Genomic DNA, 19,215 nt, shown 5'->3' on the forward strand with positions numbered 1-19,215 from the left:
GCGCCGCGGTTTGTTGGCTCAGAGCGGGCGCTGACACGTCCGGGCCGTCAGACTTTTTCGACTTCGGGACGGCCAAGCAGGCCGGTCGGCCTGAAAATCAGGACGACGATCAGGATCGAGAAGGCGGCGACATCCTTGTACTCGATCGAAAAGTAAGCTGACCAAAAGGTCTCGATCAATCCGATCGCGAGACCGCCGAGCATCGCGCCAGGCAGCGAACCTATGCCGCCAAGAACCGCGGCGGTAAATGCCTTGATGCCGGCGACGAAGCCCATGAAGAAATCAACCAGACCATAATACAACAAGTACATCATGCCGGCGACGGCAGCGAGCGCCGCCCCGATCACGAAGGTCATTGAGATGGTGCGATCGACGTTCACGCCGAGCAGCGCCGCCATGGTCTGATCCTGTTCGCACGCGCGCATATCGCGGCCGAAGCGCGTGCGCGACACAATGAAACTGAAGATCGCGAGCAGAACGATGGTGGTAACCACCACCACGATCTGGACATTGGATAGTTGGACTGCGAAATTTCCGGAATCGTGAAGCGTGTAGCCGCCGGTGATGAGCGGCGGAATGGGCTTGGCCTGCGCGCCTTGCGAAACCTGAGAAAAATTGAAGAGCACGAACGACATGCCGATCGCCGACAAGAGCGGCGCGAGTCGAAACGATTGACGTAGGGGCCTATAGGCAAGGCGCTCGACAACCCAGCCGTACACGGCAGTAACGGCCATTGAAACGAGGAGCATAACGAGCAGGATCAGCGGCACGGCGGAGAGGCCCAACGATATCAGGATGAGGAAGGTGATCATCGCGATGAAGCCGCCGATCATGAAGATGTCGCCGTGAGCGAAATTGATCATGCCGACGATGCCGTAAACCATCGTATAGCCGATCGCGATCAGCCCATAGATCGAGCCGAGTACGACGCCATTGATGAGTTGCTGGGCAAAATAGTCCATGCGCTGCCGTGATCTGCGTATCCGAATGCGACTATATCAGACGCGATGCTAGGCTCCGGCAGCCGGACCGGCGCGTCTTGAATCAGTGTCTAACAGTGGGAATCGAGGGCGGCAACCGCGGCAATTTCAGCGGGACCGGCGGCTGTGTATTTCTCCGGCGTTGTTTGCTCAGCGGAAGCAGCTCGTCGCGCGGGTGGGCGTTAAAAAGGCCAGTCTAACGGCAATTTGGCCGGCAAGCCGGCTGGAAAGCCGTCAAATCAGAGTTCCCAGTCTCCCGAAATCCAATCGATGCGGCCGGATTGTGCCTCCGTTCGCGTCGGCGTTGTCCACAGGGCTGGCGGGACTGTTAAGGTAAACAAAGGGTTTCCGTTGCGCCGCTCGGTTTACCCGACGTTAATCACCAAGGCCGCGCTGGTTCCCGACGCGGCGGCCACGCGATTAGCGGGATGGCGCATGACCAATTCCTGGCGCATCAGCACCGTCAACGGAGCGTTGCTGGCGCTCTATTTCGTTCCTGCCTGGACCTTCGTCGCTTTCAAGATCGTGGCGTCGCCGGTGCACGGACTTTACGACCTGGCCAATGTGTCGGTCGCATTGTTTCTCAGCGACCACCTCCATTTCGCGGCGATGGACCTTGTGCGTTTGGCCTGGCTCCTGGCGCTCGGCAAGATGACCGTCGTCGCGTTCTTCGCGGTGTTCCTGGTGATGACCACGCGCGCTTCGGTCCGGAAGTCAGGCAGCTTCGATGAGGTACTCGCGCTCGCGCTCGGCATCGGCAGCCTCATCGCCTTCGCCAGCATGGTGATGGCGTCACGAGTAGGCGAAATGGCCGCGGTGCGCCTGCATGCGACCGAACTGCTATTGCTACTTGGCGGTGCCATCCTGATGGCGGCCGAGCCGCCGTTCCAGCGCGATCCGCCGCCGGTGAGACGATGGCCTTCGCAACCGGAAGTCTGTCCTTCAACCAATGCCAGTTCCTGAACGATCGTGCTGGTTTCCTTGACCGCATGATCGGTTGCAGGGCGTTCATTTGACTACTGCTGCATCAGGAAGCCGGCCACTGCCTCTGTGAAAGCGTGTGATTGTTCGACGTTAGAGATATGTGCGGCGTCGAGGATGGTCATGCTGGCGGAGGGAATCTGGCTGCGGATGTATTCACCGGCCGCGACAGGCGTCGACAAGTCGTGCCGTCCGGCGATGACGAGCGTAGGGCTTTTGATGCGCGGCAGCAACGCGCGCTGATCCAGGGTACTCAACGCCTGACAGCAGGCGATGTAACCCTCCACCGGAGAGGCGCTCAGCATGGCTTTAATCTTCGCCGTGACCTGAGGTTCGCGTTCGCGAAAGCTTGCGGTCAGCCAGCCGCTGATTACGGTATCGGCGATTGCAGCGAGACCGCCATCCTTCACTGCCTTGATGCGGGCGTGCCAATTGGTCGGATCGGGATAGTAGCAGTTCGTATTGGCGAGAATGATCCGGTCGAACCGCTCCGGCGCATTTGCTCCGAGCCATTGGCCGACCATGCCGCCCATGGATAATCCGCACCAGTGCGCTCTTGCGATGTTGAGGTCGTCCAGAATTGCCAGCACATCCCGGCCAAAGCGCTCCATCGAATAGGGGCCGGGTGGTGCACCGGACTTGCCGTGGCCGCGCCGGTCATAGCGGACGATTCGGAACAGCTTCGACAGCGTCGCCATCTGCGGCTCCCACATCTGCAGCGTGCAGCCGAGTGCGTTCGACAGCATCAGCGTCGGGCCGCTGTCGCGCCCGTCGACGGAAACATTCAGCAGGCAGCCGTCGGCATCGATCATGGGCATTGTCGTTTCTCCTGCCAGACTCAAGCGTTTTAGTCGGGAGCGATCGGTTTCACCATCGAAAATCGCCACGCTTATGCGTGAGCTCTCCACCGCTGTCCTCTTTCTTTTGCGGCCGTCGTACTCTACGTCAGGGGTGAGCGCTTTCGAACAGTGTGGCCGCCGATCAAGGAGGCAAGCTCATGGCGATGACAATGAGCGGCGAAGTCGAGCTCGCAGCCTCTCGCGATCGTGTGTGGGCCAAGCTCAACGATCCCGAGGTCTTGAAAGCCTGCATTCCCGGTTGCGAGGACTTGATCAAGACCGACGCGAACCAATTCCATGCTGTCGCCAGGATGAAAATCGGTCCGGTATCCGCCCGCTTCAAGGGCAAGGTGACTCTTAGCGATCTCGACCCGCCGAACGGATACAAGATTGCAGGTGAGGGGGAGGGCGGCGTCGCCGGATTTGCAAAGGGTGAAGCAACCGTGGTGCTGGTCGATCACAATGGCGGCACACTTCTGAAATACGAAGCCGCGGCGCAAACCGGTGGCAAGCTGGCGCAACTGGGTCAGCGGTTGATCGGCGGTACGGCCAAAAAGCTGGCCGACCGATTTTTCGCGAACTTCGCCGAAGTCGTTCAGGGGTAAAGGCGGTTCAGAGCCTAAAGATCCGCTTCGGCGTGACCGGCGTTGCCGTGTATGAACCCATTATCGGCATCGCTCATATCGTGTATTGTGAAGAACGACCTTCCGACGTGCGACCGTAGAGAGTGTCAAATGGCCAAGATTTCGTTGATCGTGAACGGCAGGCCGGCCACTGCCGATATCGATCCCCGCACGCTGCTGGTGCAGTTCCTGCGCGAGAACCTGCACCTCACCGGCACCCATGTCGGATGCGATACCTCGCAGTGTGGCGCTTGCATTGTGCATCTCGATGGGAAAGCGGTGAAGTCATGCACTACGCTGGCGGTGATGGCCGATGGGCACGAGATCAAGACCATCGAAGGTCTCACAGCTGACGGGGCCTCGCTGCATCCGATGCAGGAAGCGTTCCGCGAGCATCACGGCTTGCAATGCGGCTTCTGCACACCGGGCATGATTATGACCGCGATCGATATGGTCCGCCGCAAGGGTTACGATCTTGACGATCGTACCATTCGCGAGGAACTGGAGGGCAACCTCTGCCGCTGCACCGGCTATCAGAATATCGTCACATCGATTGCGGCCGGCGCGATGGCGATGGCCAAATCGGATCTCGCATGAGCTTGGAGTTACACGCCGCGAGACGAGACCAGAGAACCTGAGCGATGTACGAATTCAAGTATCATCGACCGGCGACCTTGCAGCAGGCTGTCAACCTCCTGGCCGAGAGCGAGGACGCCATGTTGATCGCGGGCGGCCACACGCTGGTGCCGGTCATGAAGCAGCGGCTCGCAAGCCCCGCACATCTGATCGATCTTACGCATATCGAAGGTCTTGATAGCATCGAGATGAGGGAGGGCCTGCTGGTGATAGGTGCGACCGCGAAGCACGCCGATGTCGCTGACTCGCCGATCGTGGGCGAGGCTATCCCGGCGCTCGCCGAACTCGCCGGGATGATCGGCGATCCCGCTGTGCGCCACAAAGGTACCATCGGGGGCTCGCTGGCCAACAACGATCCCACTGCCGATTATCCGGCGGCCTGTCTGGCGCTCGGCGCCACCATCGTCACCAACAAGCGCCGTCTGAAATCAGATGACTATTTCCAGGGAATGTTCTCCACCGCGCTGGACGCGGATGAGATCATCACCCAGGTGATGTTTCCGCTGCCGAAGAAGGCAGCCTATCAGAAATTTCACAATCAGGCCTCCCGCTACGCTTTGGTGGGCGTGTTCGTTGCCGAGCGGCCGCCGGATGTGCGTGTCGCCGTTACGGGCGCCGGGGCCGACGGCGTGTTCCGCTTGGCGGCGTTCGAAGAAGCTCTGAAAAAAAGCTTCACAACAAAATCGCTCGAGGGGCTGTGCGTTTCCCCCGACGGCCTCAACAGCGACTTGCACGGCAGCGCGGAATATCGCGCGCATCTGATCGGTGTGCTTGCGCGGCGAGCAGTCGATGGCGCGAACGGTAAGGCATGACATGCGGATGCTCGCCGCGCTGGGCCAGATATCATGAAGGCGGTACTGCCATCTTCCGTCGATGCAACGCTCGCTCTGCTGGCGAAGCATGGCTATTTCGCCGAGCGTTCCTTGGCGACTGTCGTGTTTCTTTCGCTACGCATGGCGCGGCCGCTGTTTGTCGAAGGCGAGGCAGGCGTCGGCAAGACCGAGATCGCGAAAGTGCTATCGGCTGCACTGGGCCGCAGGCTGATTCGACTGCAATGTTACGAAGGATTGGATGTTGCCTCCGCCGTCTATGAGTGGAACAGCCACGCTCAGATGATTGCAATTCGGCTGGCCGAAGCGGCGGGTGATACTGATCGCGAGCAGCTTTCCAGCGACATCTTTGCCGAGAGATATTTGATCAAGCGGCCGTTGCTCCAGGCCCTGGAGCCGGATGTCGGCGGCCCGCCGGTACTCCTGATTGACGAACTCGATCGCGCCGACGAAGCTTTCGAAGCCTTTCTTTTGGAAATCCTCAGTGATTTCCAAGTGACGATCCCCGAATCCGGCACCGTCAAGGCGGTGACACCGCCGATCGTTATCGTGACTTCGAACAGGACGCGTGAAGTTCATGATGCGTTGAAGCGCCGCTGTCTCTATCACTGGGTGGACTACCCTTCCGCCGAGCGCGAACTTGCGATCGTCCGATCACGGGTAGCAGGTATCTCCGCCGCATTGTCGCAACAGGTCGTCGGCTTTGTGCAGGCGCTGCGCAACCGGGATTTCTACAAGAATCCGGGCGTCGCCGAGACCATCGACTGGGCGACGGCGCTGACCGAGCTCGATACCCGTTTGCTGACGCCGCAGGTCGTCGGCGATACCATCGGCGCACTCTTGAAATATCAGGATGATATCGGCCGGATGCAGGGCGACGCTTTGCAAAACCTATTGAAGGAAGCCGCCAGCAACCAATAAAAGCAGGATTCGCATGGCCATCCATCATCTCGATTCGCCGACCGGCCGTATCGCGGACAACGTTATCGGCTTCGCCCGCACGCTGCGCGCCTCCGGTCTTCCCGTGGGTTCGGCCGCCGTCATCGACGCGCTGAACGCATTGCGCTTGATCGACATCGGCAATCGCGCGGACGTTTTCAGTACGCTTCAGGCGGTTTTGCTGACTCGCCACGAACATGCGCTGATATTCGCCCAAGCCTTCGAGCTTTTTTTTCGTATCGCGGAGCAACGGAACAACATGCTGGACTCGGTCCCGCTGCCGGACCAGGCCAGGAAACCGCCGCCGTCTGCGTCTCGGCGCGTTCTCGAGGCATTGTCGCAGCCTGCGATCACGGGTGAGCGCGAGATGCCGCGGGAGCATGAGATCCGGCCTTCTGTCTCCGACCGCGAGGTGCTGCAAAGGAAGGATTTCGCCCAGATGAGCGCAGCCGAGATGGCCGAAGTGATGCAGCTGATCGCGAAGATGGAACTGCCGCAAGCCAAGCTGCGCACGCGACGCACCCGGCCCGATTCACGAGGATCGTCGCTGGATCTGCGCCGCACGCTGCGCGGCGGCCTACGCACCGGGGGCGAGATCGTCGATATTCATCGCCTCGGCAGGGCCGGCAAGTCGGCGCCGATCGTAGCCCTGCTCGATATCTCAGGCTCGATGAGCGAATATACGCGACTATTTTTGCATTTTCTCCATAGTCTCACAAATGAGCGTAAGCGCGTTTCGGTCTTTCTGTTCGGAACGCGGTTGACTAATGTGACGCGCGCGTTGCGTGCGCGCGATCCCGACGAGGCGCTGGCCGCTTGTTCCTCGGTGGTGGAGGACTGGGCGGGGGGAACGCGGATCGCGACCTCGCTGCACAACTTCAACAAGCTGTGGGGCCGGCGCGTGCTGGCGCAGGGCGCTATTGTACTGCTGATCACCGATGGGCTGGAGCGGGAAGCCGACTCCAAACTAGCGTTCGAGATGGATCGGCTGCACCGATCCTGCCGTCGGTTGATCTGGCTCAACCCGCTATTGCGCTATGACGGCTTTAAGCCCAAGGCGCAAGGAATTAAGATGATGCTGCCGCACGTTGACGAATTTCGTCCGGTGCATAGTTTGTCATCTATCGAGGGGCTAGTTGCTGCGCTTTCCCGGGCGCCGAGACCAACGGCCGTGGTCCCTCCGTCCCGCAGCTTGAACGAGTGGCATCATGCTGGATCGCGATGAAGACATTCTGAGGGCGGCGGAAAACTGGAGGAGAGCGGGCAAGGGCGTCGCGCTGGCAACGGTCGTTGAAACCTGGGGCTCTGCACCGCGTCCAGCCGGTTCGAGTCTCGTCATCAACGAAGACGGCACGTTTCTGGGCTCGGTCTCGGGCGGCTGCGTCGAAGGCACCGTGGTGACCGAGGCGCTGGACGTGATCTCCAGTGGGGCGCCCAGGATGCTGGAGTTTGGTGTCGCGGATGAGACCGCGTGGACTGTCGGCCTCTCATGCGGGGGCAGGATCCGCATCTTTGTTGAGAAAGTCGTTTAGTGTCATTGGTGTAAAGTTTCTTCCGTTATGATGGGATATGATGGGAGGCCCATCCGGGGACTTCGATCGAAAGGGCACTAGTGGTCCGATTCTGACATTTGGTTCGTGGGCTCGCCTAAGGTGGGCACCAAATGTCAAATCCACTCCACTAGTCTTGTAGTGCGAGAGTACCCCTGTTTTCCGAGTTCGAACGGGGGGCTGTGGATGTTTACGATCTCGGTCTCAGGCGTTTGTCGTGAAGCTTGCCACACTTTCAGCGATCAATATCGAGCGGGCCGCGCGGAGGCCGGTGATCGTGGTGACCGATATCGATAATGGCGAGCAGCGCCTTATAAACGCCGCTGACATTGCCAGCGATCCTTTGCATATCGAATTGGAACGACATCTGCGTATGGGCAAGAGCGGCACCATTGAAGTCGCGGGCCGGAAGCTGTTCCTGAACGTCTATGCGCCGACCGCCAAGCTTGTGATCGTCGGCGCGGTTCACATCAGTCAGGCGCTGGCGCCGCTGGCGCGTTCGCTCGGCTATGATGTCACCGTGGTCGATCCGCGCTCCGCATTTGCAAGTCCTGAGCGGTTTCCGGACGTGACGCTGATCGCCGAATGGCCGGACGTTGCACTGCCGCCGCTTAACATGGATCATTATACAGCCTTCGTTGCTGTAACTCACGATCCGAAGATCGACGATCCTGCGTTATTGCACGGGCTGAAGTGCGATTGCTTCTATATCGGGGCATTGGGTTCGCGGAAGACCCACGTTCAGCGTGCCCTCCGCCTGAAAGCACAAAACATTTCTAGTGCCGACATCGAGCGCATCCACGCACCCATCGGCTTGGAGATCGGCGCGATTTCGCCCTCCGAGATCGCCGTGGCCATCATGGCGGAAATCACGGCGCAGCTACGGCTGCCGAAAGCGAGCGCGGCATGAAATTTGGTCCCGCTACCCCGGACGACGCCATCGGCGGTGTCACCGTTCATACCTTGCGGCAGGGTACGTTTGTACTCAAGAAGGGCACCATTATCGGGCCAGTGGAGGTCGAGGCGCTCAACAGGGCAGGTGTGAAGGAGGTTGTCGTCGTTCGCCTCGATGATGGAGATGTATCGGAGGACGTGGCGGCGGCGGATGTCGCGAAAGCGGTTGCCGGCGATGGTGTCACGGTAGAACGGGCGTTTACCGGCCGGGCTAATCTGTTCGCGTCGCGGGCCGGCGTGCTGGTGATCGATCGCGTGGCCGTCAACCGCATCAACAATGTCGACGAAGCGATCACCTTTGCGACGCTTTCGGCCTACAAGCCGGTAGTCCAAGGCGAAATGATCGCCACCGTCAAGCTGATTCCGTTCGGCGTTGAAGCGAAGCTGCGCGATGCCGCGATTGCGGCGGCAGGCGGTGGTGTGTTGCGGGTTGCGCCTTACAGCATCAAGCGCGTTGGCATTGTCTCGACCATGCTCCCTGGCCTTGCGCCGAAGGTGATCGACAAGACATTGCGCGTCACCGCCGAGCGTATCGCGCCAGCGGGTGCGACGATCATCGCCGATCGTCGCGTGACGCATGACCAAACCGTACTGTCGGCGGCGATCACGGAGATACTCGATCTCGGCGCCGAGCTGGTTATCGTATTCGGTGCATCCGCGATTGCGGATCGCCGCGATGTCATTCCCGCGGCCCTCACCGATGCGGGCGGCGTGGTCCAACATTTTGGTATGCCGGTCGATCCGGGCAACTTGCTTCTGATCGGAAAAGCGCGTGGTGTGCCGGTGCTGGGTGCCCCGGGTTGCGCGCGGTCTCCCGTTGAGAACGGGTTCGATTGGGTACTGATGCGGCTGCTCGCCGGATTGAAGGTCGCGCGACGTGATCTGACCGGCATGGGAGTCGGCGGCCTGCTGATGGAAATCGTGACGCGACCGCAACCGCGTATCTCGCCTGCGACCGACACCAACAGCAATATTGCAGCGGTGGTCCTCGCCGCAGGGCGATCAACCCGCATGGGCGGCCCCAACAAGCTTTTGGCGGAGCTGAACGGCAAGCCGCTGGTCCGTATCGTGACCGAGCAGGTGCTGGCGTCAAAAGCATCGAGCGTTACGGTCGTAACCGGCCATGAAGCAAGGGAGGTCGAGCGCGCACTGCGGGGGCTCAACGTTACCTTTGTGTACAATCCGGATTTCTCTGCGGGTCTTGCCGGCTCGGTCAGAACCGGTATCAGCACGGTTCCTAAAGAGGCCGGCGGCGCCTTGATCTGTCTCGGCGACATGCCGCTGGTCGATGCGCAACTCCTCGATCGGCTGATCGCAGCGTTTGCTCCGGATCGGGGTATGCTAATAGCCGTCCCTGTCAGCGACGGCAGGCGCGGCAATCCGGTCTTGTGGTCGCGGCGCTTTTTCGGCGAACTGATGTCGCTCGAAGGTGACGTCGGCGCGTGCCATCTGCTCGCGCGTCACGCCGAGGCGGTGGCGGAAGTCTCAGTCGATGCTCACGGCGCCTTCTTCGACATAGATACGCCTCAAGCATTGGCGGCGGTTCAACGCGGCTGACAATGAGCTCCTGGACCGGCGCGCTGTCCGGACTTCAGAGAGGGTGCTGACGGGCGACGTCAGGCCCACGACCTGCATCGGAGAACTGTTCAGGACGCATCGACGCTGCAAAGCGGTGCGGTCCCGCTTTCAATCCGGTTTGCTTGCGATGCATCAATGAGATTTCCGCTCCAGGCCGGGTCCTCCGGCACTTCGGCTTCTCTAGATTTGCAAACTAGTTCAGACAGATAGGTCACATCACGGCGGATTGACTGCCCGGGGCAAAGTTTTATCTTTATTATGACTGACTGGTCAGTCATAATAATCTGATGAAAGCTGCAAAAACCAAACGACGAAACGCCGCCACTGCGAACTCCGCCAAAGGCCGATCTGCCACAAGCACAGTCGGTGCGACGACTTCCTCGCAGACGGGCAGGGCGGCTAACCCCCCGAACCGCGCAGCACGCGCAGCGCAGCGACGCGCGGCGATCATCGCGGCGGGACTCGATGAATTCACCGCGCGTGGTTTTGCCGCAACCCGTCTGGACGACGTGGCAAAGCGGGCAGGCGTCGCCAAGGGTACCATCTATCTGCACTTCAAGGACAAGGAGGCGCTGTTCCAGGAGCTTGTGCGCACGGCGCTCGTGCCGCTGATCGGAAATCTGATGACCGTGCCTGCCGCTGGCGGATCGGTACGCGAGATCCTTGAACGCTTCGCTGAGACTTTTGTCCGCGACGTTGCCGAAACCAAGCGCGGCGATATTGTTCGCTTGATCATGGCGGAGGGCACGCGCTTTCCGTCGCTCGCCGACTTCTACTTTCGCGAAGTCGTTTCGCGTGGCCTCGCGGGCATGCGCAAGCTGATCGAATACGGCATCGAGCGCGGAGAAATCCGCAATGCGCGCCTTGCCGACTTCCCCCAGATCGTCATTGCGCCTGCCATGGTCGCCGTGATGTGGCAAGGCCTGTTCGGCCGGCATGCGCCGCTCGATGCTGTGGCAATGTTGAAGGTCCATCTCGATCTGATCTTTGGCGAACGGAGAGCTTCATGACCGCGCTGCGTACAGTCGCGCGTGCCGGCACCGCGTTGGCGCTGGCGGTTCTCGTTGCCGGCTGCGGCCAGAAGCTGCCGCCCGGCTATCAGGGCTGGGTCGAGGCCGATATGATTTTTGTGAGTCCCGACGAGAGTGGTCGCGTCACCAAACTGAATGTGCGCGAGGGCGACGCTGTCGAGGTCGGCGCGCAGCTCTATTCGGTCGACGATGACCTGCAACAGGCTGATCTCAATCAGAACAAAGCGACGCTGGCGAATGCGCAGCAGACTTACGATCGTGCGGCCTCGCTGAGGAAAACCGGGGCCGGTACGCAGGCGACGCTGGATTCCGCCGTCTCGGCGTTGCGTGTCGCCGAGGCGCGGGTCAACACCTCGCAGACGCGGCTGTCGCGGCGCAAGGGCTTTGCGCCGGTCGCAGGGACCATACAGCAAATCTATTTCCGCGAAGGCGAGATGACGCCGGCGCAACGGCCGGTGCTGTCGATCATGCCGCCGGGTAACATGAAGGTCCGGTTTTTCGTGTCGGAGCCGGATTTACCGAAACTCAGGATCGGGCAGGATGTTCACATCACCTGTGACAACTGTGCGCCCGATCTGACGGCAAAGATCTATTTCATCGCCACTCAGGCCGAATACACACCGCCGGTGATTTACAGTCTCGAGGAGCGCAATAAGCTGGTGTTCCTGGTTCAGGCGCGGCCCACCAGGCCGGACAGTCTCCGCGTCGGGCAGCCGGTCACCGTGCAGATCGACGCCGCGCCACCCGGAGGGGTAGCACCATGATCCAGGCAGCCGTGAAAGCGTCCGACATCGCGATCGAGGTTTCCGGCCTATCGAAATCGTTCAACGGCCGCGAGGTCGTGCACGACCTGTCCATGCAGGTAAAGCGCGGAATGATCTACGGCTTCCTCGGCCCCAACGGGTCGGGCAAGACCACCACCATCCGCATGCTCTGCGGACTGCTGACGCCCGATAGCGGCGAGGGTACCTGCCTCGGCTACGATATCCGCCGCGATGCCGACAAGATCAAGCGCCGGGTCGGCTACATGACCCAGCGTTTCAGCCTGTATCAGGATCTGTCGGTGCGCGAAAACCTGGAGTTCGTTGCACGGCTCTACGGCATTCGCGGTGCGCCCGGCGCGGCGCGGGCCATGATCAAGCGGCTCGGTCTTAACGGCCGCGAGGAGCAGCTTGCGGGTGAATTGTCCGGTGGCTGGAAGCAGCGCCTCGCGCTTGGCGCCTGTACGCTGCCGAACCCGCAACTTCTATTGCTCGATGAGCCGACCGCCGGTGTCGATCCGAAGGCGCGGCGTGAGTTCTGGAATGAGATTCACGCGTTGGCTGCGGACGGTCTGACGGTACTGGTCTCCACCCACTACATGGACGAGGCCGAACGCTGTCACGAGATCGCCTATATCGCCTACGGTCATCTGCTTGCGCATGGCACCGTAGATGATGTGATCGCGAAATCGGCGCTCACCACCTACACAGTCACGGGCGGCGACCTCAATGGGCTGTCGGCCGAGCTCGCAGGCAAGCCGGGCATCGACATGGCCGCGCCGTTCGGTACCAGTTTACATGTCTCCGGCCGCGACAAGGCCGCCCTCGAACAGACGATCGCGGCCTATCGCAGTCGTGGCGATCTGCATTGGCAGCAGAGCGAGCCATCACTGGAGGACGTGTTCATCGAACTGATGAGTCGTTCGAAGGATAATTTCCAATGAGTGCCGCGAATGACCATTCCGCCGAAAGGGAAATGCCGTTCGGCTTCTGGCGGCGCAGCTACGCCATGCTGGTGAAAGAGTTTATCCAGCTTCGGCGCGACCGGGTATCGTTCGCGATGATCGTGATGATTCCGGTGATGCAGCTCATGCTGTTCGGCTATGCGATCAACACCACGCCGCGCCATCTTCCGACCGCGGTTCTGCTGCAGGAAGACAGCGACCTCGCGCGCTCGATTCTGAAGGCATTGGAAAATACGTCCTATTTCCGTTTCACGCAGGAGGTGCATGACGTCGATACCTTCGACAATCTCCTGAAATCCGGCACGGTGCTGTTCGGTGTCGAGATTCCGCGTGGCTTCGAGCGCGGGGTGCGGCGTGGTGATCGTCCGGCGCTGCTGGTTGCCGCTGATGCCACCGATCCCGTCGCCGCAGGTTCTGCGTTGAGCGCACTCGGCCCGGTCGTGCAGACCGCGCTCGCGCATGATCTGCATATTGGCGATCCACCCGATCCGCCATTCGAAATCCGGGCGCATGCGCGGTACAATCCGGCGGCGTCGTCGCGGCTGAACATTGTGCCCGGGCTCGTCGGCACCATTCTCACCATGACCATGCTGATTTTCACGGCCTTGTCGGTCACGCGCGAGATCGAACGGGGTACCATGGAGAGCCTGCTGTCGATGCCGATCACGCCGGTCGAGGTGATGATCGGCAAGATCTTGCCTTACGTGCTGGTCGGATTTATTCAAGCAACCCTGATCATCGGCATCGGCGTGCTGCTGTTCGGCGTCCCCGTCTATGGTAGCCTGACGTTGTTGGCGTTGCTCTCGACTTTGTTCATCACAACCAATCTCGCCGTCGGATACACATTCTCGACCATCGTGCAGAATCAGCTCCAGGCCATGCAGATGTCGATGATGTTCTTCCTGCCAAGCATCCTGTTGTCCGGTTTCATGTTTCCCTTCGCCGGTATGCCCGTGTGGGCGCAGCGTGTCGGGGAGTGCCTGCCACTGACGCACTATGTCAGGATTGTCCGCGCCATCATGCTGAAGGGCGCGACCATGCAAAACCTGAAGTACGACACGCTCGCGTTGCTGGCGCTGATGCTGGTGGCCATGGCGATCGCGGTGACACGATTCCGCCGCACGCTGGATTAGCCGAGGCTAATGGAAACATCACTTTCGAAGCAAAGCGCTGACGCGCCCGTAGATGCCACTGCGGTCGAAACTGTCTTCCACCAAGCCGGCGCCGACCGACCATTCCAGCATCCCCGTCTTGAAGCCCGTGAGGTGCGTGCCGATCCGGTATTGGGTGCTGAACCGATCGGTGGATACGGAGACTTCGGGTCCGATCCAGAACCGGTCGAACAAACGCCAGCCGGCCGCGGCGCGGGCGCTATACACCGAGTAGATGGTGGTGATCGCGCCGGAAGCAGCCACCATCATCGCTGGCGTGGGCTCCCACCATAGCTCGCTCGCTAACTGGCCGCCGAAGCGGCTTCCGCTCAGCTTGCCGGTTTGAACGTCGGGTTTGACCCCACGAATTTCCAGGGTTGGACCGGCAAACACCCTGATCTCGAGGTCACCGCGCTTGGTCCGCCAGCCGGGCAGAGCCGAGGCGCGGAAGATGTTGGTGGTGAAGCGCTGCGTCGCAGTGTCGTACCGTTCGAGATTGTCGGACATAAACAAACGAACCAGAAAACCATCGTTGTTCAAGTCACCTTTCGGCGCCAGCAGCATTCCGTTGTAGCCGGCCAGTCCGTTGCTCCAGAGATCAATGCCGCTGAAAAACAGGAATCGTTCGGGTCTGGAGCCACCGCTGAGATTATCGGTCAGCGGCGGGGTTACCGCAGGCTGGGCCATTGACCGACCAACGGCCGCCCACACCAATAAGGCGGCCATGCCAAATGCGCGCACGTTCCCCAACGTACCCGAGCCCCCACAAGCCCCAAACGCCCATACGTACAACTACTGATAGCAGGCGGGCAGGCAGTCGCGTAGGGAACAATATGGAAACACCCTCAAGGTTTTTTTAACCAACCGTTCTTCGTCACCTCAACCGTGCGATCAATTCCATCGCGCCCGCAGGTGCGCGGACCTTCCCTTCGTGGATCACGTAGGCGAACACGTCGCGCGCCACTTTCTTCGGCTGGGCCTCGCCCACGCGCGGCAGATCGTCGGGTTCGCCCCCTGTGGCCCAGCATTGAAAGCGCTTCGCCCAGGCATCGAGCTGCTTCGGAGGATAGCAAGTCTTGATCTCGTCGCTGCCTCTTTGCAGGCGCGCATAGACGAAATCCGCGACGGTATCGGCGATCGCCGGATACTTGCCGTGTTCGGCGAATACGACCGGCACTTGGAACTGCCGAAGGAGCGAAATGAAGGCCGGTGTGCAGAAGCTGTCGTGGCGAACTTCGACCACATGCCGCAGCGCACGTCCGTCCAGCTTCTTCGGCAAGACTTCGAGAAACTTGCCGAAATCGGACTCGTCGAAAGTCTTGGTCGGCGCAAACTGCCACAGCACCGGTCCGAGCCGGTCCCCCAGTTCCAGCACGCCCGAATCATAGAAACGTTTTACCGAATCGCCGGCTTCGGCCAGCACCCGGCGATTGGTGGTGAAACGCGGACCCTTCAGAGAGAATATAAAACCATCCGGCACCTCCCGCGCCCATTTGCGAAAGCTTTCGGGCTTCTGCGATCCGTAATAGGTGCCGTTGATCTCGATCGAGGTGAGCCTGGAGGCGGCGTATGTCAGCTCCTTCGCTTGCGCCAGCTTGTCCGGGTAGAAAGCGCCTCGCCAAGGGGCGAAAGTCCAGCCGCCGATTCCGACGTAGATATTGCCTGCTTTGCCCATCATATGGGACCTGCCTCTTGCGGATGTTCCGACCGTACCTACCTTAATGACAACGGCGATGTTGAAGCCCGCTCCGTCGCCGGAACGACCACGGGATAACTGGGTTGCGCCGGATGTACGCGCGCTCCGTTGTTCGTGGTCGTTGACTTCGGTCTGTTTCCATACATTTCCGGCTTTTAGCAGGATTCCCGGCTCGCGCCTGTTAGGGCTTCACGCCGGCTACCTTGATGCGCTCATCTTGGCATCGGCGGTCGCCACAGATATATGCTGGCGCCATGAATGAAGCCATGAGACCAGAGCCGGTCGAGCTATCAACCGGAATGCCGCGTCAGCTTTCGGTTGTCGTGCCCACCTTCAACGAGCGCGACAACGTGGTTGCGCTGTACGGAAAACTGTCCGCTGCGCTGAAGGGAATTGCGTGGGAGGTCATCTATGTCGATGACAATTCCCCGGACGGAACTTCGGACGTGGTGCGCGAGCTGGCTGCGGCGGATCCGCGTGTTCGCTGTATCCGGCGCATCGGCCGGCGCGGGTTGTCCGGCGCATGCATCGAGGGCATTCTGGCATCGAGCGCGCCGTGCGCCGCGGTGATGGATGCCGACCTTCAGCACGATGAAACCCGGCTGCCGGAAATGCTCGCGCTTCTGGAAAGCAACGTCGTCGACCTCGTCGTCGGCAGCCGCTACATCGAAGGCGGCAGTGCCGACAGCTTCGACAAGCAGCGCGCAGGCTTCAGCATGCTGGCAACCTCGGTCGCGAAGAAGTTGCTGCGCATCGAAATCGCCGATCCCATGAGCGGCTTTTTCATGATCCGCCGCGACCGCTTCGAACAGCTTGCGCCTGAGCTTTCAACCCAGGGCTTCAAGATCCTGCTTGATGTGATCGCAACTGCGCGCGGCGCATTGCGTGTCAGAGAGATTCCCTACACCTTCGGCTCGCGGTTGCACGGCGAGAGCAAGCTGGATTCGATGGTCGCGCTCGACTTTCTGGGCCTCGTACTGGCGAAGCTGACGCATGACGCGGTATCGCTGCGGTTTCTGCTGTTCGCGCTGGTGGGATCGGTCGGTGTCGTCGTCCATTTCGCTGGTCTGTTTGTCGCGCTCGAAGTGTTGGGATGGCCGTTTCCGCACTCCCAGGCCTTCGGCGCGATCCTGGCGATGACCAGCAATTTCCTGTTCAACAATTTCCTGACCTATCGCGACCTGCGCCTGAAAGGGCTCGGGATCTTGCGCGGCCTCCTCGTTTTCTATCTCGTGTGCAGCGTCGGCCTGCTCGCCAATGTCGGCGTTGCATTTTCGGTCTACGATCAGAAGCCGATCTGGTGGCTGGCAGGCGCGGCCGGCGCGCTGATGGGCGTGGTCTGGAATTACGCGGTATCCAGCCTATTCGTCTGGCGCAAGCGATAGCAGGGCGATGCATCCGGCCGAGACGCGGTCCGTCCGCGCCGTTGTTCTCACAGTCCTTGCGCTGGTGGCGTTGCGGCTCGTCTGCGCGGCGCTGACGCCGCTGACATTCGACGAAGCCTATTATTGGACGTGGTCGAAGCATCTGGCCGGAGGCTACTACGATCATCCGCCGATGGTGGCGGTCGTGATCCGCCTCGGCACCATGATCGCTGGCGATACCGAATTCGGCGTCCGGCTGGTGTCGGTCCTGTTGGCGCTGCCGATGAGCTTTGCGGTCTACCGCACAACGGTGCTGCTGTTCGACAGTGCGCGCGCGGCGGCGTCGGCAGTCGTTTTTCTCAACCTCATGTTGATGGTTGCTGCGGGAACCGTGATCGTGACTCCGGACGCGCCGCTGATGGTGGCATCGAGTTTCGTGCTGCTGTGTCTCGCGAAGCTGTTAGTGACCGGGCGCGGGGCCTGGTGGCTCGGGGTGGGGGCAGCCGTCGGCGCGGCCCTGCTGTCGAAATACACCGCGCTGGTCTTCGGTCCGGTGATTCTGATCTGGCTGTTGGCCGTGCCGGAGCTGCGGCGCTGGCTGCGGACGCCGTGGCCTTATCTCGGGGGTCTGGTGGCGCTGGCGATCTTTTCGCCTGTCCTGATCTGGAACGCCGAACACCATTGGGTGTCGTTCGCCAAGCAGTTCGGCCGCGCGCGTGTCGACCAATTGACCCTTCGCTATATCATTGAGTTGATCCCGACGCAGATCGCCTTCGCGACGCCGCCGGTGTTCGGTCTCGCCGCGATGGGGCTGTTTGCATTGGCGAAACGCGGCGAGGGCACGCTGGCGGCGCGAGTGCTGATCAATGCGATGGTGTGGACGCTGACGGTCTATTTTGTCTGGCATTCGTTGCATGGTCGCGTCGAGGCCAACTGGTTCGGACCGATCTATCCGGCGCTGGCGATCGCGGCGGCGGTGGCTTCCGATGTCGTGCGCTGGCAGTCGCGTGGTAGGCGCTTCGCAGATGCCTGCCGGCGCTGGGCGCTGCCGGTGGGTGTTGGGATGTTTGTGGCGCTGGTGGTGCAGGTGAACACTGGCGTTCTCTCGGGCTATCGGCGCGATGCTTCGGTGCGTAGCGTTGGCGTTGGTTTTCCAGAGCTTGCCGCGGAGATTGAGGCGATGCGCGCGAAAAGCGGCGCGCGCTGCGTGCTCGCTCAGGGTTATGGCGTAACGAGCTGGCTTCGTTTTTATCTGCCGAAGGGCACTTGCGTGGCGCAGCATTTCGAGCGCATCCGCTGGATCAACGCTCCGCTGCCAAATGCGGACCAACTCACTGGCAGGCTGCTTTATGTCGATGACGGATCGGCCAACTGGCCGCGCGTCGCGCAGTCTTTCAATCACGTCGAGAAGGTCGCGACCCTCGAACGCAAACGCGGGCCGCTGACGATCGAAACCTTCCAGATCGACGTGGTAGCGGAGCCCAAGGGCGATGTGCTCGCGCCACTGCCGCCGGAATTGAAGTAGCTGAATTCAGTTACAGGTGGCCGGGCGGCTGCCTCGATCTGAAAGATCGAGAGGATATGCAACCAACAAACCTGTTGGCAGCGTCGGAACCCGGTTGTGTGCCAGCCGTTGTCGCTTAACGAGCGCTCCGGAACCGCGATTGTCCTGCGGCCGAGCGGGGGCTGTTCCACACAACCAAAAAGGATTCGCGACATGAAAAAGATTCTGATCGCTCTCGCCGCCACCACCATGCTGACCGGAGTGGTATCTGCTCAGTCCATCAGCGAAAGAACCGGCGTCAACTCCGTGCTCGGCGTCGCGCCGTCCACGGCCGATTTCGTCAAGGAGGTCGCAACCAGCGACATGCTGGAAATCGAGGCCGCCAAGATCGCGCAGCTAAAGGGCAATGATGCGGAAAAGAAATTTGCCGAACGAGTGATCGCCGATCACACCCAGACCTCGAACGACCTCAAGGGTATGGTGAAAAGCGGCGACCTGAAGGCTGAGTTGCCGACCGCGCTCGACAGTTCCGCGCAAAGCAAGCTCGACAAGCTCAGAGTCGCGACACCTCAGGAATTTGCCGCACTCTACGATCCGATGCAGGTCGATGCCCATGAAGACGCGGTGTCGCTATTCGAGCGCTATTCCAAGAGCGGCGATAACGCCAATCTGAAGAACTGGGCCGGCAAGACACTGGAGACGCTCAAGAGCCACCTCGTCATGGCAATCAAGATGAATGAGGATCGGCGTTCGACGGTCGGTAGTTCGAAAACGGCGCCCGCGCCGATGCGGATGGACCGCAAGTAGGCGGCACGACCGCCTCGCATGTTGCG

General features: G+C 60.8%; 20 protein-coding genes. 16 read left to right on the forward strand and 4 right to left on the reverse strand.

Annotation, left to right across the window (positions count from 1 at the left end; translation table 11 throughout):
- Window positions 1-47: 47 nt before the first annotated feature.
- Complete coding sequence (locus GGQ85_RS06350; protein WP_079447250.1) at window positions 48-962, reverse strand: ABC transporter permease subunit; 915 nt, start codon at window positions 960-962, stop codon at window positions 48-50.
- Between the two features lie 453 nt (window positions 963-1,415).
- On the opposite strand from GGQ85_RS06350, the gene GGQ85_RS06355 reads away from it, so the two are divergent.
- The gene (locus tag GGQ85_RS06355) at window positions 1,416-1,943 is read left to right on the forward strand and encodes a hypothetical protein (protein ID WP_309773825.1); all 528 of its coding nucleotides are present in this window, start codon (window positions 1,416-1,418) and stop codon (window positions 1,941-1,943) included.
- A gap of 53 nt (window positions 1,944-1,996) precedes the next feature.
- Here GGQ85_RS06355 and pcaD read toward each other — a convergent pair whose 3' ends face one another.
- The gene (pcaD, locus tag GGQ85_RS06360) at window positions 1,997-2,779 is read right to left on the reverse strand and encodes a 3-oxoadipate enol-lactonase (RefSeq protein ID WP_309773826.1); all 783 of its coding nucleotides are present in this window, start codon (window positions 2,777-2,779) and stop codon (window positions 1,997-1,999) included.
- Window positions 2,780-2,958: 179 nt separating this feature from the next.
- Here pcaD and GGQ85_RS06365 point away from each other — a divergent pair, with 179 nt between their 5' ends.
- From GGQ85_RS06365 to GGQ85_RS06420, 12 genes are all read left to right on the forward strand, one after another.
- Window positions 2,959-3,405, forward strand: coding sequence for an SRPBCC family protein (locus GGQ85_RS06365; protein ID WP_309773827.1), 447 nt, complete (start codon window positions 2,959-2,961; stop codon window positions 3,403-3,405).
- A 129-nt stretch (window positions 3,406-3,534) separates the two neighbouring features.
- A complete protein-coding gene (locus GGQ85_RS06370; RefSeq protein ID WP_309773828.1) occupies window positions 3,535-4,020 on the forward strand; it encodes a (2Fe-2S)-binding protein in 486 nt (161 codons plus the stop codon).
- A gap of 44 nt (window positions 4,021-4,064) precedes the next feature.
- The gene (locus tag GGQ85_RS06375; protein ID WP_309773829.1) at window positions 4,065-4,871 is read left to right on the forward strand and encodes an FAD binding domain-containing protein; all 807 of its coding nucleotides are present in this window, start codon (window positions 4,065-4,067) and stop codon (window positions 4,869-4,871) included.
- 33 nt (window positions 4,872-4,904) lie between these two features.
- The gene (locus tag GGQ85_RS06380) at window positions 4,905-5,810 is read left to right on the forward strand and encodes an AAA family ATPase (protein WP_309773830.1); all 906 of its coding nucleotides are present in this window, start codon (window positions 4,905-4,907) and stop codon (window positions 5,808-5,810) included.
- A gap of 13 nt (window positions 5,811-5,823) precedes the next feature.
- Window positions 5,824-7,053, forward strand: coding sequence for a vWA domain-containing protein (locus GGQ85_RS06385; RefSeq protein ID WP_309773831.1), 1,230 nt, complete (start codon window positions 5,824-5,826; stop codon window positions 7,051-7,053).
- Window positions 7,037-7,360 (forward strand): XdhC family protein, encoded by a 324-nt coding sequence (locus GGQ85_RS06390; RefSeq protein ID WP_079447244.1) that lies wholly within the window; start codon window positions 7,037-7,039, stop codon window positions 7,358-7,360. The genes GGQ85_RS06385 and GGQ85_RS06390 overlap by 17 nt, the downstream gene beginning before the upstream one ends.
- Before the next feature lie 235 nt (window positions 7,361-7,595).
- Window positions 7,596-8,288, forward strand: a complete 693-nt coding sequence (locus tag GGQ85_RS06395) for an XdhC family protein (RefSeq protein ID WP_309773832.1) — start codon at window positions 7,596-7,598, stop codon at window positions 8,286-8,288.
- The gene (locus GGQ85_RS06400) at window positions 8,285-9,889 is read left to right on the forward strand and encodes an NTP transferase domain-containing protein (protein ID WP_309773833.1); all 1,605 of its coding nucleotides are present in this window, start codon (window positions 8,285-8,287) and stop codon (window positions 9,887-9,889) included. Before GGQ85_RS06395 ends, GGQ85_RS06400 begins: the two co-directional genes overlap by 4 nt.
- Before the next feature lie 308 nt (window positions 9,890-10,197).
- Window positions 10,198-10,920 carry a TetR/AcrR family transcriptional regulator gene (locus tag GGQ85_RS06405; protein ID WP_309773834.1) on the forward strand — a complete coding sequence of 241 codons (723 nt, stop codon included), beginning with the start codon at window positions 10,198-10,200 and terminating at the stop codon, window positions 10,918-10,920.
- Entirely contained in the window at window positions 10,917-11,705 is a 789-nt protein-coding gene (locus GGQ85_RS06410; RefSeq protein ID WP_079447240.1) for an HlyD family secretion protein, read from the forward strand. Before GGQ85_RS06405 ends, GGQ85_RS06410 begins: the two co-directional genes overlap by 4 nt.
- A complete protein-coding gene (locus GGQ85_RS06415; RefSeq protein ID WP_079447239.1) occupies window positions 11,702-12,646 on the forward strand; it encodes an ABC transporter ATP-binding protein in 945 nt (314 codons plus the stop codon). The genes GGQ85_RS06410 and GGQ85_RS06415 overlap by 4 nt, the downstream gene beginning before the upstream one ends.
- Window positions 12,643-13,800 carry an ABC transporter permease gene (locus tag GGQ85_RS06420; protein WP_309773835.1) on the forward strand — a complete coding sequence of 386 codons (1,158 nt, stop codon included), beginning with the start codon at window positions 12,643-12,645 and terminating at the stop codon, window positions 13,798-13,800. The genes GGQ85_RS06415 and GGQ85_RS06420 overlap by 4 nt, the downstream gene beginning before the upstream one ends.
- Before the next feature lie 18 nt (window positions 13,801-13,818).
- Here GGQ85_RS06420 and bcsS read toward each other — a convergent pair whose 3' ends face one another.
- Entirely contained in the window at window positions 13,819-14,544 is a 726-nt protein-coding gene (gene bcsS / locus GGQ85_RS06425) for a cellulose biosynthesis protein BcsS (protein WP_309773836.1), read from the reverse strand.
- A 148-nt stretch (window positions 14,545-14,692) separates the two neighbouring features.
- Entirely contained in the window at window positions 14,693-15,496 is an 804-nt protein-coding gene (locus tag GGQ85_RS06430; RefSeq protein ID WP_309773837.1) for a DUF72 domain-containing protein, read from the reverse strand.
- A gap of 272 nt (window positions 15,497-15,768) precedes the next feature.
- Here GGQ85_RS06430 and GGQ85_RS06435 point away from each other — a divergent pair, with 272 nt between their 5' ends.
- From GGQ85_RS06435 to GGQ85_RS06445, 3 genes are all read left to right on the forward strand, one after another.
- Window positions 15,769-16,899, forward strand: a complete 1,131-nt coding sequence (locus GGQ85_RS06435) for a glycosyltransferase (RefSeq protein ID WP_309773838.1) — start codon at window positions 15,769-15,771, stop codon at window positions 16,897-16,899.
- A 7-nt stretch (window positions 16,900-16,906) separates the two neighbouring features.
- Window positions 16,907-18,403: a glycosyltransferase family 39 protein gene (locus GGQ85_RS06440; protein ID WP_309773839.1), complete on the forward strand. Its 1,497-nt coding sequence runs from the start codon at window positions 16,907-16,909 to the stop codon at window positions 18,401-18,403.
- A gap of 192 nt (window positions 18,404-18,595) precedes the next feature.
- Window positions 18,596-19,189, forward strand: coding sequence for a DUF4142 domain-containing protein (locus tag GGQ85_RS06445; RefSeq protein ID WP_309773840.1), 594 nt, complete (start codon window positions 18,596-18,598; stop codon window positions 19,187-19,189).
- Window positions 19,190-19,215 lie beyond the last annotated feature (26 nt).

Source organism: Nitrobacter vulgaris, assembly GCF_031453995.1.
Classification (GTDB): domain Bacteria; phylum Pseudomonadota; class Alphaproteobacteria; order Rhizobiales; family Xanthobacteraceae; genus Nitrobacter; species Nitrobacter vulgaris.